Here is a 15,273-nt window from a genome sequence, read left to right on the forward strand (position 1 = left end):
AGGTGATTTGTTGTATAAGAAATGACCATAATCGAGGCAAAGAGAAATGGATAAAAGTTTTGAGAATATTGTAAGATCATCGTCTCCTTCTGTCCACTGGGGGGGCATGATTTTTAGTATTGTTTTTGCTATCGTTTTTCTGTTTATTGTGGGTGTTTTAGGTTTTTTTTATCCGCAGAGCTATTTCCAAAAGGCTATGTTGGTCTCTTTTTTAGCTTTAGCGGTTATAGGTGTTGCTGCACTAATTTTGATAGGGATGGGGATTTTAAGATATAATGCAACGCCGTTGCATCAAGACTTTGATCTCAGCATTTTTGATAGTATTGATGATGCAATTATAGTCTCTGATTTATCAGGTTTTGTTTATTATTCTAATCAAAATTATCGAAAAATTTTTACCTATAAGCCTGGTTCCTCTTGTTATGCAGTGATTGCTGATCTTCCAGGAGCTGGTGCACTTTCATACCGCTTAAAAGTTGCTGCATGTAATAATCTTGCAGCGCAAGAAGAGTTTAGGATAGAACAGCCCATTTTTTCTCATTTGACTGAGAAAAATTCTGTTTGGTACAATATTTCTGTTCAGCCGATAACAAAGGGGAAAAAAAGGCTGTTATTTTGGCGTATTGCCGATATTTCGCATTTGCAGGAGCATCGTGAGGCTTTTTTCTCGAATCTTCAAGAAGCAATCAATCACTTAGATCAAGCTCCTGTTGGTTTTTTGTCCGTTAATACACAAGGGACGGTTCTTTATGTAAATGCAGTTTTTGCTGAATGGTTTTCTATCGACTTAGCAAAATTCACTGTTGGCCAATATAATTTTGATAGACTATTTGATGGCATTGAAACCAATAGTGCGTGGAGTGATATTTGTTTGCAAAACAATAAACATCAAAGCTTAGGTTACTCTATGCCTTATACGTTTTCGTTATGTTTAAATTCAGAGACTGAAAGCAATAAAACATTGAATTGTTTTATGTGTGCTTCTTCTTTCTTAGAGGAGGAAGCCATTTATCGTATTGTGATGATGCCACAGCAGATACAAAAAGTCGCAGACGATTATCAATCAAAATTACCGAGTTTATTCGTCGAGTATTTTGAGGTAAGTCCTTTTGCAATAGCAGTGGTAGATCAGAAAGGAAAATTAGTTTACATAAATAATGCTTTTTCATCCTTAATGGGCTGTACAACTCAAAATATTAATCTTTATGATATTATATCTCATCATGATCGTGCACAGCTAGAGCGTGCATTTCAGAAAATTACGATAAATAAAAATCATTCAATTTCGATAGAAACAGTTTTAGAGAATAATAAGGAACGCCATTTGCGTCTCCATGTTATGCCTGTAACACCCTATTATGGTGATGCATTACGAGATTTGGTAATTGTATCTGTCATAGAAATAACAGAACAAAAAACGCTTGAAGATAAAATGATGCAAAGTCAGAAGATGCAAGCTGTTGGGCAATTGGCTGGCGGTATTGCTCACGATTTTAATAACGTTTTAACAGCAATTTTGATGTCTTGCGATCTCCTTTTAAATACACATCGCAGTTCTGATCCAGCACATGCCGATCTGATCAATATCAAGAACAATGCTAATCGTGCGGCTGCACTTGTGCAGCAATTATTAGCTTTTTCTAGAAAGCAAACGCTTCGACCTGAGAAAGTGGATTTTACAGAACTTTTATCAGATATGCGCAATCTTATTTTACCCCTTTTAGGTAATAATATTCAGTTGAAGATTATTCATGGGAGAGATTTGTGGAGTGTTGAAGTCGATCAAGCATCTTTCCAGCGTGTTATTATGAATTTGGTTATTAATGCGCGTGATGCTATGCCAGATGGAGGTGTTGTGACGATTGCAACCAACAATATTACAAAACAACGGAGCGCTGAATTTGATCATGTTGGTTTTGCAATTGGTGAGTATGTGCAGTTGACCATTTCAGATACAGGAACTGGTATATCTGCTGCTATCCAAGAAAAAATATTTGAACCATTTTTTACAACAAAGGAAGTTGGAAAAGGAACCGGACTTGGTTTGTCAATGGTTTATGGAATTATTAAACAGACAGGTGGTTACATTTACTGTGATAGCCGAGAAGGGGAAGGAGCAACATTTCATATTTTTCTTCCTCGTTATATTCCTGATACTTGCAGTAAAATTTCTTGGCAGAATGAAAAAGTGGAAGAGCAGGAAAAAAATACAGATTTAACAGGATCTGCGACTGTTTTATTGGTTGAAGATGAAGATTCAGTCAGAATAGGTGGGGTAAGAGCACTGCAAATGAGAGGATATACTGTTTTGGAAGCAGCAAGCGGAGTAGAAGCGCTTGCTATTCTTGAAGAAAATAAGGGTGCTGTTGATATTGTTGTTTCCGATGTCGTAATGCCAGAAATGGATGGTCCTACTTTGCTTAAAGAGTTGCGTAAAAAATATCCTAATATTAAATTTATTTTTGTTTCTGGGTATGCAAAAGATGCTTTTACTAAAAATCTTCCACAAGATGCTGTTTTCAATTTTTTATCTAAGCCGTTTACACTCAAACAGCTAGCTCTAGCAGTTAAAGAAACGCTTGCACAATAAAAGAAAAAAATATGTGTTTTTAGATTTCTGAGATGAAAAGTTAGAGTATCTTGAAAGGTAATTGTAATAATATTTAGAGACAGTTACTTAAAGGAGTAATTTTGATATTTGAAGCTATAAAATTAAGGAAATTTACTGCACAAATTTTACATAAAAATATTCATGAAATAATGAGATTCCATCATATCATAATTTTTATAGTGTTCAAAATATAAGAGATAAAGAATATATTAAGGGTTGATATTAGAGCGCGCTGGTTGTGTGATTAAAAAGATAAAAGTTGTTGTTGGGAATCTGTTATTTTGTTGTTTTTTTCAATGAATATTTTTAAGGCTTCTGGATAGAGTTTATGTTCAGCCTTAAGGACTCTCTGCGCTAAACTGTCAGTGGTATCATTAGGACATACTGGAACAGCGGCTTGAGCAAGAATTTTTCCTGCATCCATTTCGTTTGTAACAAGGTGAACAGTGCAACCAGTAATTTTAACGCCTGCTTGTAAAACTCTTTCATGCGTATTTAAACCTTTAAATGAAGGTAAAAGAGAAGGATGAATGTTTAAAATTCGTCCTTCATAAAGTTTTACGAAATGCGGTGAGATGAGACGCATATAGCCAGCAAAGCAGATAAGATCCGGTTGATATTTGGCTAAAATCGTGAGGATAGATTCTTCATGTGCGTCTTTAGTTGGGTAATTTTTGCGATCAACAACGTGAATAGGCAAATTATTGCTACGTGCCTTTTCAATGCCAGCAGCATGAGGGTTATCGCAAATAACTGCCACGATTTCAGCAGGGTATTCTTTTTGTTTACTTGCTTTAGCAAGGGAAACCATATTGGAACCGTTGCCAGAAATAAAAACAACAATTCGTTTTTTCATAAATGAAGTACACCTCTACAGAGTATTCCTTTATTTTGATCTTGGCGTTTTGTTAAAATGCCAAGGGTGGTAACGGTTTCTCCTTGCATTTCAAGTGCTTTTGTAATTGTTTCAACCGCATGTTGCGCTACGATAATGACCATACCAATACCGCAATTAAATGTTCGTAACATTTCCATTTCCTCTATCCTACCTTGTTTGGCAATCCATGAAAAGACTGATGGAACATTAATGGCAGAAATATTAAGCTCAGCGCAAAGAGAGGAGGGAAGTACGCGCGGAATATTTTCAGGAAAGCCTCCACCCGTGATATGCGCAAGAGCTTTGATTCCTTCGTAATTTCGTATGACAGACAAGAGAGATTTTACATAAATGCGTGTTGGTGTGAGAAGAGCTGTACCAAGACTAATCGTGGGATTAAAAGGGGCAGGATCATTCCACTTTAGATCACTTTGTTGGACGATTCTTCTAACGAGAGAAAAGCCATTGGAATGAACTCCAGATGAGCTAAGTCCTAAAATAATGTCGCCTTCTGTAAGGTCTTTTGAGGGTAATAATGTGCTGCGTTCGGTAGCTCCTACAGCAAAGCCTGCCAAGTCATAATCTTCCTTCGCATACATATCAGGCATTTCTGCAGTTTCTCCTCCAATTAGAGCAGCGCCTGCTTGCCGACATCCTTCTGCAATACCAGAAACGATTGCTGCTCCCTGTTCAGCGTCAAGCTTTCCAGTTGCAAAATAATCGAGAAAAAAGAGAGGTTCAGCTCCTTGTACGAGTAAGTCATTAACGCACATAGCTACGAGATCAATACCAACAGTGTCATGGACACCTACTTCAATAGCAATTTTTAATTTTGTACCTACTCCATCATTGGCTGCTACGAGGATAGGATCTTTGAATCCTGCTGCTTTTAAATCAAATAAGCCGCCAAAACCGCCAATTTCTGCATCTGCGCCTATGCGTTTTGTTGAGCGTATATAGGGTTTAATTTTTTCTACCATGGCATTACCCATATCGATATTTACGCCGGCTTTTGCATAGGTAAGACCACAGTTGGATTTTTTATTTATTAAATTTTTTTTGCTCATTGGAGCTTTCCTTATGGAAAATCAGGTGTTGATGTTATGCAATGCCATGATAGGGTTATCTCTGCAAGAGGTATTGAAGTTTAGCATTTAAGAAATAACTGACTTTGCTTGACCCATGTTGAAGAAATTTATAATCTTTCGTGAGGATTTTTTAAAAGGATATTTATGACTAAGATATCAGATAATCAAGATAATTCTGCTTTGCAGCTCATGAAGAAGAAAATTAATGAGAGTGGGGCAGGTGGTCGTTATACGGCGGCTTATGTACCTGCTTATGCTCAAGTGCCATTACCGAACAATATGAAAAAACAAGTTTTTTTCTGGCTCGGGACATTGTTTTTTTTCATTCTTTTTATGTTTGTCTTTGGATCAGTTTTGCTTCCTTTCGTGGCAGGGATTGTATTGGCTTACTTCCTTAATCCGGTTGTTCAATTGCTTGAAAAAGTTGGTATTCGTCGTGCTTTTGGTACCATCCTGATTACTTTATTTATTATTGTTATTTTTGTCGCTGCTTTAATAATTTTGATTCCTATTATCAGTTGGCAAATACAGCAATTTATGAACGATGGTTTGCCCGTTTATATTAATCGTATTCAAACTTTTTTTGTTAAACATGATTTTGATTGGGTAAGACGCTATTTTGGTAGTGATCCAAAGGAATTACAGAGTAATATTAAAGGGCTTTTAGGGCAAAGTTCTGATTTTATTACATCTCTCTTGAATTCACTTTTGAAGTCAGGAAAATCTATCGTTAATATTGTCAGCCTATTTGTTGTAGCACCTGTGGTGGCGTTTTACATGTTATTAGATTGGCCGCGTATGGTTACAGCAGTTGATTCGTTAATACCGCGAGATCATCTTGAGACTGTCCGCGGTATTTTTCATGAAATGGATAGGGCTATTGCTGGATTTGTTCGTGGGCAAGGAACAGCTTGTTTAATATTGGGGGGATATTATGCTATTGGTTTAACTATTACGGGACTCAATTTTGGTCTTTTAATTGGTATGTTTATTGGCCTTATCAGCTTTATTCCTTATATTGGTACAATGAGTGGTTTTGTACTTTCTGTTGGTGTTGCATGGGTTCAATTCTATCCCAATAATTGGGGTTGGATTGTTGTCGTCATGGTTATCTTTTTAGTTGGTCAATTTATTGAAGGCTATATTCTTCAACCAAAACTTGTAGGTTCATCAGTAGGGCTGCATCCAGTGTGGTTGATGTTTGCACTTTTTGCTTTTTCTTCACTCTTTGGTTTCACTGGTATGCTTGTTGCGGTTCCTGCTGCCGCGGCTGTTGGCGTTTTGGTTCGTTTTGCTCTTCATACTTATCTTAGTTCTCAGATGTATTCGCGAAGTGGAAATTCGGAGCCGCTAGAATGAATGAGCGTGAAACGCAATTGCCTTTAAATTTTTCTTATAATCCTGTTTTCCAATTTGATGATTTGGTGGTGACGGAAAGTAATCGTATGGCTTTTCAGCTTATTGATCATTGGCCGAATTGGATCTTACCTATTGCGGTTTTAGTGGGAAAAGAAGGATCTGGAAAAACCCACTTTTCTAGTGTATGGGCGCAGAAAGCTGATGCTTTAAGACTTCATCGCAATGAAATTGATCAGGCTGTTTCTGGGGCTTCTTCAGGGAGATCATTTTTAATTGAAGATATTGATGCAGGTGAAATTAGTGAGACGGGGCTTTTTCATTTCATTAACAGCATTAAACAAGCGAACCTTGATACACATCATGCTACTTTGTTGATAACTGCACGGACAGTACCTTCAGCATGGAATTTAAAGTTAAATGATCTAAAGAGTCGTCTTAATTCGGTTATGTTAGTTGCGATTAATCAGCCTGATGATGCATTGTTAACAGCTGTCGCTTTTAAACTTTTTTCTGATAGGCAGATTATCGTTCATCCGGATATTGTTTACTATCTTGTAAACCGTTGTGAGCGTTCTTTATTTTCATTGAAGCGTGTGATTGATGCTGTTGATCGATTGGCATTACAAAGAAAAAGCAAAATAACGCGTGCTGTCATTGGTGAAGTTCTTAACATGCAAATCCAGTAAACATTGCTTTTTAGCATAGTTAAAATTGTTCAATAGAAAACTCTTGTGCTCTATTGGGGGATGTTGTGTACGGATAGAACATGGTGTTATTTAAGTTTTCTGCTTTTGCTATACTTGTCGAGATTCCACAAAGCAGGATATTTGTATTTGCTTTTTGTATCGCATGATAACATTTTTTCTTTATTAAATGTCCTTAATATATTGTTCGAATGGCTGTGAGTTTATGATGTTGTGCTTTTTATAGTTTGCATAAGCTTATCAAGCATTCTAGAGCTCTCTCTCGAGAGGATGAGCTCTCTCTTTGTTTTCTATAATGAAATTTTTGTAACTTGAGTATAAAAACGTTTTTTAAATTGATGCATTGGTATTGTAATTGTAGGAGGGCGTGGAATTTAAAAAATAAGAGTGATTGAGAGAATTGAGGAGCAGGGGATGATTAGTTTTTTCCATGATTCGCACTGGATTCTCATGAGCAAGTAGGGATGTCTGAGTTTTACTATTGGGGAATTTTTTGTAATGGTTAAGCCATTTTTTTGCTAAAATTATATCCGCTGAATGTTATTTATGTCATTAAAGTTCTCTCAATGCAATGTGAGCAATTACGGGTTTTTATGGAGAAGGTGGTTGTTTGTTTATTTATTTGGATTGGATTTTGCTTTTTTTAGGGGGTAGCATTTTTTATTTCTGTTAATTAGTATGTTGCTTAGCAAAAAAAAATTTAAAAAATGTGTTTTTCTCTTGCACTTCTGTTGTGAAAATTTTAGGGAATATGCATCGAATAAATGCAGATGGCGGAGCGTAGCGCAGCCTGGTAGCGCACCTGATTTGGGATCAGGGGGTCGTAGGTTCGAATCCTATCGCTCCGACCATGTTTAATTATATGTATAAGGTGGCCCAATTGGGTGCGTGTGGTAAGAAATTTATCATTCAAGCGTTATGTAGTCTGAAGGAAAAGAATCATGATCGCACGTATTTATAGTCCTGCGAAGACAGCTATGCAGTCAGGTAGGGGGAATACTGGTTTTTGGATTCTCCAGTATGAGCCTATACAAGCGAAAATGCTTGAGCCTCTTATGGGGTATACAGCGACATCCGATATGAATAATCAGGTAAGAATCCGGTTTAATAGGAAGGAAGAGGCAGTTGCTTTTGCATGCAAGAATGCTATTCCTTATCGTGTAGAAAAAACACATAGACCGATTCGGCGTGCTGTTTCTTATTCTGATAATTTTCGCAGTGATAGACAGCAATCTTGGACGCATTGAGTTAAAGGTGCGGTTTTGAATGCGAAAATGATCAGTTGGTCCCGTAGCTCAGCTGGATAGAGCAACGGCCTTCTAAGCCGTGGGTCACAGGTTCGAATCCTGTCGGGATCACCATGTTTAAGTAGAATTAATAGGTTATATATATACGGGAATTTTGATTCCTTTGTTTTTTAACTTATTTTTATGTCTATCCCGAACCTTTTTGATTGCTTGAATGGCAAGTCTTTCGTGGTCAACACTTCTGAAAAGAGACGCAAATGTTTTTTGGAAGATTTTTATAATAAAATCTTCTGCTCCGTTGCAACGTGAAACTGTTGTTGCGTTTATGAGACTTTTAGATGGCTTACATCAAGAAGCGTTAGCAGACTTCAAAGAAACATTAGAAACATTGTGCGAAGCGTGCTTTATAGAGAAATGTTAGAAAATCCTATTCCCTTAACTTTACTCTGGCATCCCTCACAGTAAAAAACATATGAAGTATCAATAACTTAATAGCAATATAAAGCTATATGGTGGGCGTGACAGGGATTGAACCTGTGACCCCTACGATGTCAACGTAGTGCTCTCCCGCTGAGCTACACGCCCATTCAATGATGTTGCATACACCACATAGAATTACAAACGTCAATGCCTAATTTAATTTTCTATTTAACCAGTCACGAATAATTTTGAAAAATACGCCTTTTAAGCAGCTATAAGTATTTTTTCAATCTCATTAACTAGCTCACGCAAGTGAAATGGCTTAGAAAGCACCTTTGCATCAGGAGGAGCATCGCTATTTGAATTTAGTGCAACTGCTGCAAATCCTGTAATGAACATTACTCGTAAATCAGGATCAATTTCAGTAGCGCGTCGCGCTAGCTCAATTCCATCCATTTCCGGCATTACAATATCAGTCAGTAGAAGAGAAAATGGTTCTTCTTGTAAACGTTCATATGCGCTAGCACCATTATCGAAATCGGCGACTTCATAGCCGGCACGTTCTAAAGCCTTCGCTAGAAAGCGGCGCATATCGTTATCATCTTCTGCGAGCAGGATTCGTTTCATGATTATGTTCCAATTGCTCCATTCATCAGAGTTTTTGCCACATCAATTATACAATATAGAGTGTTTATAAAAAAGGTGATAAAATACTCATAATTGGAATCAATGGCAAAATGGTTAATTCATTTATATTTGACCAAAATACAGAATATTGGTTGTGAGTTGGTTAAATTCAAAATGTATATGACATTGAAAGAAAGAGCAGTGATGAATGTTTTAAGTGCAATGAGTTGCAGATTTTCTGTTTTTTTCATTTTCTTCATTCTTGGTTAGTGCTCTACGGAACTTGTTAGAATATTCACTTTAGAGATTATCATATCTTAAGAAATGAGAAGCGTGTTAGGTCGATTTGCCGTTTTTGATAAGTGATGCAGCAGAGTGAAATTTTTATAGCTGTTTATTTCCCATGCATTTTTACGAATCTACATTGCGTAAGAAAAATGAGTTTATTTTTATTTGGGTAATTATATCATGTTGTATTAAGATTCGTCTGCTGACTATTATCATTGTTTGCGAATTGAGATTAACTTTATAGATTTTTAAAAATATAGGTTATGCTGTAAGGAATTGGTTGATGTCTAGGATTAAAGTGGGCTCTTCTTGAGTTCACTATAGTGCGGATGAGGTTTTGTTAAAAGGCTTTTCAATTTACATAACAGTCGCTATCAAATAGAGATTGTATGTATATTTTTAATTTAGATAAGTACCTTCGGAACACCGATAAAGCAGTTGTGCACCATTATGCAAGAGCATAAAAATATGGGGATTGTTGTTTATTATCAGTATAAGACTCTAAAATTGGCATTTAGATTGCTCTTTTTATAAAAGGCGAGAGTTTCTTGATACTTCATTTAGGGATGACTGGGCAGAAAATGGGAAAGTGCTTGGCTTTAAAATTCTCATACCAATTTTTCCTCTTTATCATGGATAACCTGCTTTGAGCATGCAAATCTCAATAGAAGCATATGTATTGAAGTTTAGGTGTTTATTTTGGAAAGTGCTATCATAAGGAGTTGCTATTTCACATTTTAAAAGAGCTGTTCTTAACCTACTCATATCTGCTTCTAGCTTTTCTCACATACTCACGTACCCTTGGAGAGCGGTGCTTAAATAACATCTGACTATAATTTATAATTAAAGGGTGAAGCACTTAATTATTTTTTAAATTTGTTTCATTTATTTTTTATTTCTTTCATAGTTAAATTAATTATCTTGTTAAAAGATATTAATTTATAGACTGGTCCCCAGGAATAAATGCATCAAATGCAGCCCAAAATTGTTTTTTGTAAACTTCTTCATGCATGATTGTGTCAAGTTCAGCACCCGTAATTGTAATACTGTCCGTCAAATGCGTATGTTGGCATAATTGCCGCACTTCAATGTTGTTCGCAATATTGTTTTGATTGGCAAGAATAAATAATGTTGGGATTTTTAAATACCCATTCAGTATATTTTTCTTCATGGTATCAATTGCATTGAGTGCAGATGCCATCCATCGTGATGTTGGAGGTTTTATAAGGAAAGTAGGGGGTAAAGTTACTTTATTAGTACGCAAAAATTGCATATTTTTTTGTTTTAATTTTTTTCCTCCTCTCGCTGGTAAGAAACCAAGACCTATATCGGAAAGAAGCTGTGTTAATTTATGCTGAAAACCATTTGTTTGATTACCGAATGGAGCCAAAAGGGGCGAAATGCAAAGCATTCTCTTAAACTTATGGTTAATGAGATCTAATCCGCTAAGTGCTATCAACCCACCCATGCCATAAGCAAGCATATAGTAAGGTGGTGGACAATAAGGATAAACAATATTTTTAAGAAATACATCTAAGTCTTTAATATCATTGTTAATATCAAAATAATTGTTTCGGATTTGTTTTCGTTTTCCGGATTGTGATCCTTCTCGACCAAACCAATCAAATATTGCCGTATAAAAACCGCGATTAGAAATTCCATCCATTGTTAAAAAATATTTTTCTAAAGCATTTGCATAGCTTTCGAGAATAACAACTGTTCCTTTGGCTTTTTCCATTTCGGGATGCGTTATCGCAAAACGAATTTTGCGATCGGTGGCTATTTTAAGGTAGCTGTTACGAATATTGGGAGGAGGGGAATCTCTGTTGATAGGATAAAGAGGTATTTCCAATTGAAATCCTTTATGGTGTCTTTTTGCAACTTAGGGCAAAGAGAGATTAGAAGAAAGCTTACATTAAAATATAATGATTATGAAGGATTAAGAAACAGTTATATTGTTTTTATACGTTTTGATGAATTCAAACACAAAAGGAGTTGAAATAGGAAAGCGCAATTACCAAGTAATTAGTACAGTCGCCATGATGGGACTGAATGGTTCACGGGCAGGTTTGCCATTTGGGAACTTTGTGAGTCAATCATAGTCGCTCTAAAGGAGGGCAATATTATGCGTCAAGTAGATTTTTCACCATTCTATCGTTCGACAGTAGGTTTTGATCATCTTTTTAATTGGTTTGATTCCAGAACACAACCGGATGATGTTTCTTCTTATCCACCGTATAACATTGAGCGTTTAAGTGAAGATTCTTATAGAATTTCTATGGCTGTTGCTGGTTTTTCTCAAGATGAAATTGATATCGAAACACATTGCAATCAGTTAATCGTTAAGGGTGAAAGAACACCTGAAAATGATGATACAGAACGAGAGTTTCTTTACAGAGGTATTGCTTCGCGTGCTTTTGAGCGGCGTTTTCATTTAGCTGATCATGTTAAGGTTATTGGAGCAGAACTTGGTGATGGACTTCTTCATATTCAGTTAAAGAGAGAAATGCCAGCTGAATTAAAACCAAAAAAGATACTTGTACAGGCGCTATCATCTGCTGCAAAAAATGGTAACGGTCATAGTATATGTAAAGCAAGTTTAGCAGGTGAGCGAACTGAATAACTATAAAATTTCTTAAAAAGAATAAGATGACGCGAGACAAAAGTCTCGCGTTTTTTATTTTTTGTTGAAAAGAAGGCTATTTGTATAAAACTATCTATCCCCAATTTGTGATGGCAATGTTATTACATATTGCCGTACAGTGAAGAAAATGGGGTAGATTTGCAAAATTTCATGTCCATGAAAAATAAGAATTTAATTCAGTGTAGTTTGACATTAGATTTTGTCCTAAGTGGGAAAAGGTAGAATTAGCTAGGAATACGTGATAATTTGTTGTTTTTATGTATAATTTTTACTATTAAATGCGTTGTTTGTAAAATTGAATTTTGATACCCAAAAATCAAAAAAAGAATGAAAAATGGCAAAAATCAGAATTTGGTGATCGTGTAGCCATTGACGCCATTACCCAGCCCTTCAAAAGGGCAAAGTCGTTTTAGATGTTTCGTTGGATTAATGGTCACACCTATAGCGCTCTTCTGCATGGACTCGTGGTGATTATCAGTATCACTAAAGACCACGATTTTATCAGTGGCTCTGGTCAATCACAGCGCATCCGCTATTCCATCAGTCTTTTGCCCCTTTTTGATGGCGGAAAACCACAAGGACAATATCAAGTGGGACAATATCAAGTGGGACAAACTCCATGAAGATACCAGAAAAGCATGTTGTTGTAGAGCTAGAGGACATGAGTCTCGATCTCATCTGCTTTCAACATGCCATGGCTGTGTTAGGAGATCGCACGCGGGCTTGGGTTACTGAGTGGTTATCTAGAAGCCACCTTGGAAGCCAATCCGGGTATTGCAGGATATGGTGCTCTTTTACCGTTGGGTTTAACTGTTGTTCTGCCTGAATTTGCACTTCACAATCCCCAAAGCACGGTGACACGGTTATGGGATTAATGCGGACATACCCCTTTATTGTGGTCAAGGTGGGAGACAAACCTGTTCACGCGGTTTTTTACCAGCGTTTGTTAAGTGCAACCATTACCGATCATACCGGCAATCAAGCCGATACATTCGAGGCAGAGTTTGATGATGGTAACAATGATTTAGAGGTTCCACAGAGCAATAGTACACTCCAGGTGATCTTTGGCTATGAGAACAGCATTAGTGCATTTATGGGGTGTTTTTTGGTCGAGTCGGTTGTGAGTTGTGGGGGCAGCGCTGGAGAGATTTTGCGCCTTTGTGGCAAAAGCGCTTCTATGCGTGGGAAAATCAATGGTTCATGGAAAAGCCGCTATCGTTACTCACCGCTATGATAAACAAAGCGAATATATCACAGAAATTATCCTAGAAGAGCGGGATAAGGGAAAGCAGGCAGCGAAAAATGAAACTCAATAGGAACAGAAAATCAAAGGGCCAAGTTGCCCCTTTGATCGGTGATGATGTTCCCTGAGATTAAAGTGTAAACTTTGCACTTTGTTTTTGTGGTGAGGAATTGCGACAAGTTGTCCCTATTCCTCAAAGGAGCAATAGTATAAACATTGCATAATTGTATGCTGAAGAGCAATTTTGTTAATTTGACCGAATTGCTTAAACGTTTCTTCTCTCACTTAATGATGTGTCTAGGATAGGAAAAACCTTCAATCAATTTATATTAAAAGAGGGTACCACATCTTATACATGCTGCTTTTCAAATAATGCGATACTCTGCTAAGGAGCTCATCATCTCAAATTACGATTTTGAGCAGAAAAGAAAAAATTCATTAAAAGGGACTTTAAATACCTTTTGAGAATTCCTTAAAAACCCTTTGAAGAAAATAAATTGGTACAAAATTTGGTGCCCAATTATACAAAACCTGCTGGCAAGCTATATGGATAAAAAACAAAGAAATATATAACCTATTGATTATATTTAATTTTTAATGATAATTTGGTGCCGCATGCCGGATTCGAACCAGCGACCCCATCATTACGAATGATGTGCTCTACCAACTGAGCTAATGCGGCATAGGTTTGTACATTAATCAGAAAAAGTTAGTTTGAGGGTAATAACCAAAAGAATGCACAAAAGCAAGTATGCATTTTGTTTGATTAATTTATTAAGATGCCGTAGTCATTGAGGTAGAAAGAGTGGCTTGTGGAAGTTAGCAGGACGGGGCTGTGTTGTTTCATCCTGATGCTATGCAGTTGCTGGTAATAAGTTTTCTCAATTTGCAATTGTATTCAACGTTGTCGGCAGTATAAAAAGCGCATTTGAGGCTAGAAATTGCGTTAAGAGATCCTTGCACATATAAATATATTTGCGTCCTTTATCGGAAAGGAAGAAGTTTGTTTGACAAGCTATTTGTGAAATGAAGAAAATATCATAAATCTTTATAATCTGAAGAGAAGATCCGTGTAATAATTGTTTTATAGAAAAGCCACTTTTTGTTCTTATAGGAATGGAGGTAAGAAAAACTATGTCAGATAACATCGGTTGATAAGACTAGAAATGAAGCGTGCGTATCAAGAAAAAGTTCATTGAGGCGTTCTCTTGCATGGTAAATGATCAACGAAAAAATTTGGATGAAATATCTAAAAATTTATATCTTTAAAAGGCGATTTTCAGGTATAGAAGAACGAAATTTCTTTAAAACTATTTTTTATCATCTTTTTATCAATAAGAATATTTGGTGCTTTTGAATTTTTTTAAGTTTTTTCAGTAATATATCTTGGATTTTTTTTAAGATATGATGAGCAGTAGTAGACTCCAATAGTGGTGGAGAATACTTTTTATGACAATTGCGATTGTTTGCAGCGTGAGTTTTTTTTAAATATATCCTGATAGCTGTAAAAGTTAGCTTTTGTAAAATTTTATGAAAACCATTATCCTCAAAAAAATTGCAATTCAGTAAGAAATGCTAATCTTATTTTGTTCTATCAATAGGATAAATTTCTTTAAAGAATGTCGGTTATGTATGGCCAATGGATTTTAGAAATTTTCTTAAATATCAAACGTACTTTTCTTTTTTATGGAAGATTTTATAAAAAGGCTTTTGTTTTTCATAGCTAAAAATACAAAATGTGATTGCTAAAGTACCTAAAATAGACCATATTGGTAAAGAAATGAGAGTGGTGCAAATTGATTGTAAAAGCGGGGATCTAATATGATGTATAGATTGATTGAGTTCATAGATATCTGTTTGTCGGAGATTTGCTAGCATTTTACTGGGGGGTGTTGTTGTCCAATGTGATGTGCTCACAGAGTGGGTGACGTCCATGACTAATGTTATAATCATCAACGTAAAAGAAATGAAAGCCATTAATTTAAATAAAGGGCGAAGCATATTTCTTCCTGTTATTTTAATGCAATATTTGTTCAACTCAACATTTATGTAACGCACAGAAAAACAAGTCGTTGCACATTGTGGCAAGAAAGATATGTTTACGTTTGTTTTATGATTTTTTTTTGGAAAAAATTACATAAAAATTATGGGTGTTTTTCTTGATA

The 15,273-nt window shown here is 36.1% G+C and carries 9 protein-coding genes, 4 tRNA genes and 3 pseudogenes; 10 read left to right on the forward strand and 6 right to left on the reverse strand.

Annotated features, from left to right (window positions below; genetic code table 11):
* Positions 1-46: 46 nt before the first annotated feature.
* Positions 47-2,590 carry a response regulator gene (locus QHG54_RS01005; RefSeq protein WP_406604272.1) on the forward strand — a complete coding sequence of 848 codons (2,544 nt, stop codon included), beginning with the start codon at positions 47-49 and terminating at the stop codon, positions 2,588-2,590.
* A 265-nt stretch (positions 2,591-2,855) separates the two neighbouring features.
* Here the strand turns inward: QHG54_RS01005 and purN are convergent, their stop codons facing one another.
* On the reverse strand, positions 2,856-3,467 hold the full coding sequence (gene purN, locus QHG54_RS01010) for a phosphoribosylglycinamide formyltransferase (RefSeq protein WP_317993352.1): 612 nt from the start codon (positions 3,465-3,467) through the stop codon (positions 2,856-2,858).
* On the reverse strand, positions 3,464-4,555 hold the full coding sequence (gene purM, locus QHG54_RS01015) for a phosphoribosylformylglycinamidine cyclo-ligase (protein ID WP_317993351.1): 1,092 nt from the start codon (positions 4,553-4,555) through the stop codon (positions 3,464-3,466). Before purM ends, purN begins: the two co-directional genes overlap by 4 nt.
* A 165-nt stretch (positions 4,556-4,720) precedes the next feature.
* On the opposite strand from purM, the gene QHG54_RS01020 reads away from it, so the two are divergent.
* From QHG54_RS01020 to QHG54_RS01040, 5 genes are all read left to right on the forward strand, one after another.
* Complete coding sequence (locus QHG54_RS01020; protein ID WP_317993350.1) at positions 4,721-5,935, forward strand: AI-2E family transporter; 1,215 nt, start codon at positions 4,721-4,723, stop codon at positions 5,933-5,935.
* Positions 5,932-6,621: a DnaA regulatory inactivator HdaA gene (gene hdaA / locus QHG54_RS01025; RefSeq protein ID WP_317993349.1), complete on the forward strand. Its 690-nt coding sequence runs from the start codon at positions 5,932-5,934 to the stop codon at positions 6,619-6,621. The genes QHG54_RS01020 and hdaA overlap by 4 nt, the downstream gene beginning before the upstream one ends.
* 792 nt (positions 6,622-7,413) lie before the next feature.
* A tRNA-Pro gene (locus QHG54_RS01030) sits at positions 7,414-7,490 on the forward strand.
* Positions 7,491-7,580: 90 nt separating this feature from the next.
* Complete coding sequence (locus tag QHG54_RS01035) at positions 7,581-7,886, forward strand: ETC complex I subunit (protein WP_317993348.1); 306 nt, start codon at positions 7,581-7,583, stop codon at positions 7,884-7,886.
* A 37-nt stretch (positions 7,887-7,923) separates the two neighbouring features.
* A tRNA-Arg gene (locus QHG54_RS01040) sits at positions 7,924-8,000 on the forward strand.
* A 396-nt stretch (positions 8,001-8,396) separates the two neighbouring features.
* Here the strand turns inward: QHG54_RS01040 and QHG54_RS01045 are convergent.
* The 3 genes from QHG54_RS01045 to QHG54_RS01055 all read right to left on the reverse strand — a co-directional run bounded on the left by QHG54_RS01045 (position 8,397) and on the right by QHG54_RS01055 (position 11,073).
* Positions 8,397-8,471, reverse strand: a tRNA-Val gene (locus QHG54_RS01045).
* 99 nt (positions 8,472-8,570) lie between these two features.
* Positions 8,571-8,933, reverse strand: coding sequence for a cell cycle two-component system response regulator CpdR (gene cpdR, locus QHG54_RS01050; RefSeq protein ID WP_317993347.1), 363 nt, complete (start codon positions 8,931-8,933; stop codon positions 8,571-8,573).
* A gap of 1,222 nt (positions 8,934-10,155) precedes the next feature.
* Positions 10,156-11,073 (reverse strand): alpha/beta fold hydrolase, encoded by a 918-nt coding sequence (locus tag QHG54_RS01055; RefSeq protein WP_317993346.1) that lies wholly within the window; start codon positions 11,071-11,073, stop codon positions 10,156-10,158.
* Positions 11,074-11,346: 273 nt separating this feature from the next.
* On the opposite strand from QHG54_RS01055, the gene QHG54_RS01060 reads away from it, so the two are divergent.
* From QHG54_RS01060 to QHG54_RS01075, 4 genes and pseudogenes are all read left to right on the forward strand, one after another.
* Positions 11,347-11,844: an Hsp20 family protein gene (locus tag QHG54_RS01060; protein WP_406604273.1), complete on the forward strand. Its 498-nt coding sequence runs from the start codon at positions 11,347-11,349 to the stop codon at positions 11,842-11,844.
* 356 nt (positions 11,845-12,200) lie between these two features.
* Positions 12,201-12,488 (forward strand): annotated as a pseudogene (locus tag QHG54_RS01065) (phage tail protein); the annotation flags it as partial.
* A pseudogene (locus tag QHG54_RS01070) lies at positions 12,485-12,740 on the forward strand (tail protein X). The pseudogenes QHG54_RS01065 and QHG54_RS01070, both read left to right, overlap by 4 nt.
* Positions 12,740-13,057, forward strand: a pseudogene (locus QHG54_RS01075) (late control protein); the annotation flags it as partial. The pseudogenes QHG54_RS01070 and QHG54_RS01075, both read left to right, overlap by 1 nt.
* 657 nt (positions 13,058-13,714) lie before the next feature.
* Here the strand turns inward: QHG54_RS01075 and QHG54_RS01080 are convergent.
* Positions 13,715-13,790, reverse strand: a tRNA-Thr gene (locus QHG54_RS01080).
* Between the last annotated feature and the right edge of the window lie 1,483 nt (positions 13,791-15,273).

It is taken from the genome of Bartonella gliris (genome assembly GCF_045277155.1).
Lineage (GTDB): Bacteria > Pseudomonadota > Alphaproteobacteria > Rhizobiales > Rhizobiaceae > Bartonella > Bartonella gliris.

Excerpts from the sequence above, each read along its gene's own strand:
- QHG54_RS01005 (WP_406604272.1), top strand. The coding sequence starts at position 47 with ATGGATAAAAGTTTTGAGAATATTGTAAGATCATCGTCTCCTTCTGTC.
- purM (WP_317993351.1), bottom strand. The coding sequence starts at position 4,555 with ATGAGCAAAAAAAATTTAATAAATAAAAAATCCAACTGTGGTCTTACC.
- cpdR (WP_317993347.1), bottom strand. The coding sequence starts at position 8,933 with ATGAAACGAATCCTGCTCGCAGAAGATGATAACGATATGCGCCGCTTT.
- purN (WP_317993352.1), bottom strand. The coding sequence starts at position 3,467 with ATGAAAAAACGAATTGTTGTTTTTATTTCTGGCAACGGTTCCAATATG.
- hdaA (WP_317993349.1), top strand. The coding sequence starts at position 5,932 with ATGAATGAGCGTGAAACGCAATTGCCTTTAAATTTTTCTTATAATCCT.
- QHG54_RS01020 (WP_317993350.1), top strand. The coding sequence starts at position 4,721 with ATGACTAAGATATCAGATAATCAAGATAATTCTGCTTTGCAGCTCATG.
- QHG54_RS01035 (WP_317993348.1), top strand. The coding sequence starts at position 7,581 with ATGATCGCACGTATTTATAGTCCTGCGAAGACAGCTATGCAGTCAGGT.
- QHG54_RS01060 (WP_406604273.1), top strand. The coding sequence starts at position 11,347 with ATGCGTCAAGTAGATTTTTCACCATTCTATCGTTCGACAGTAGGTTTT.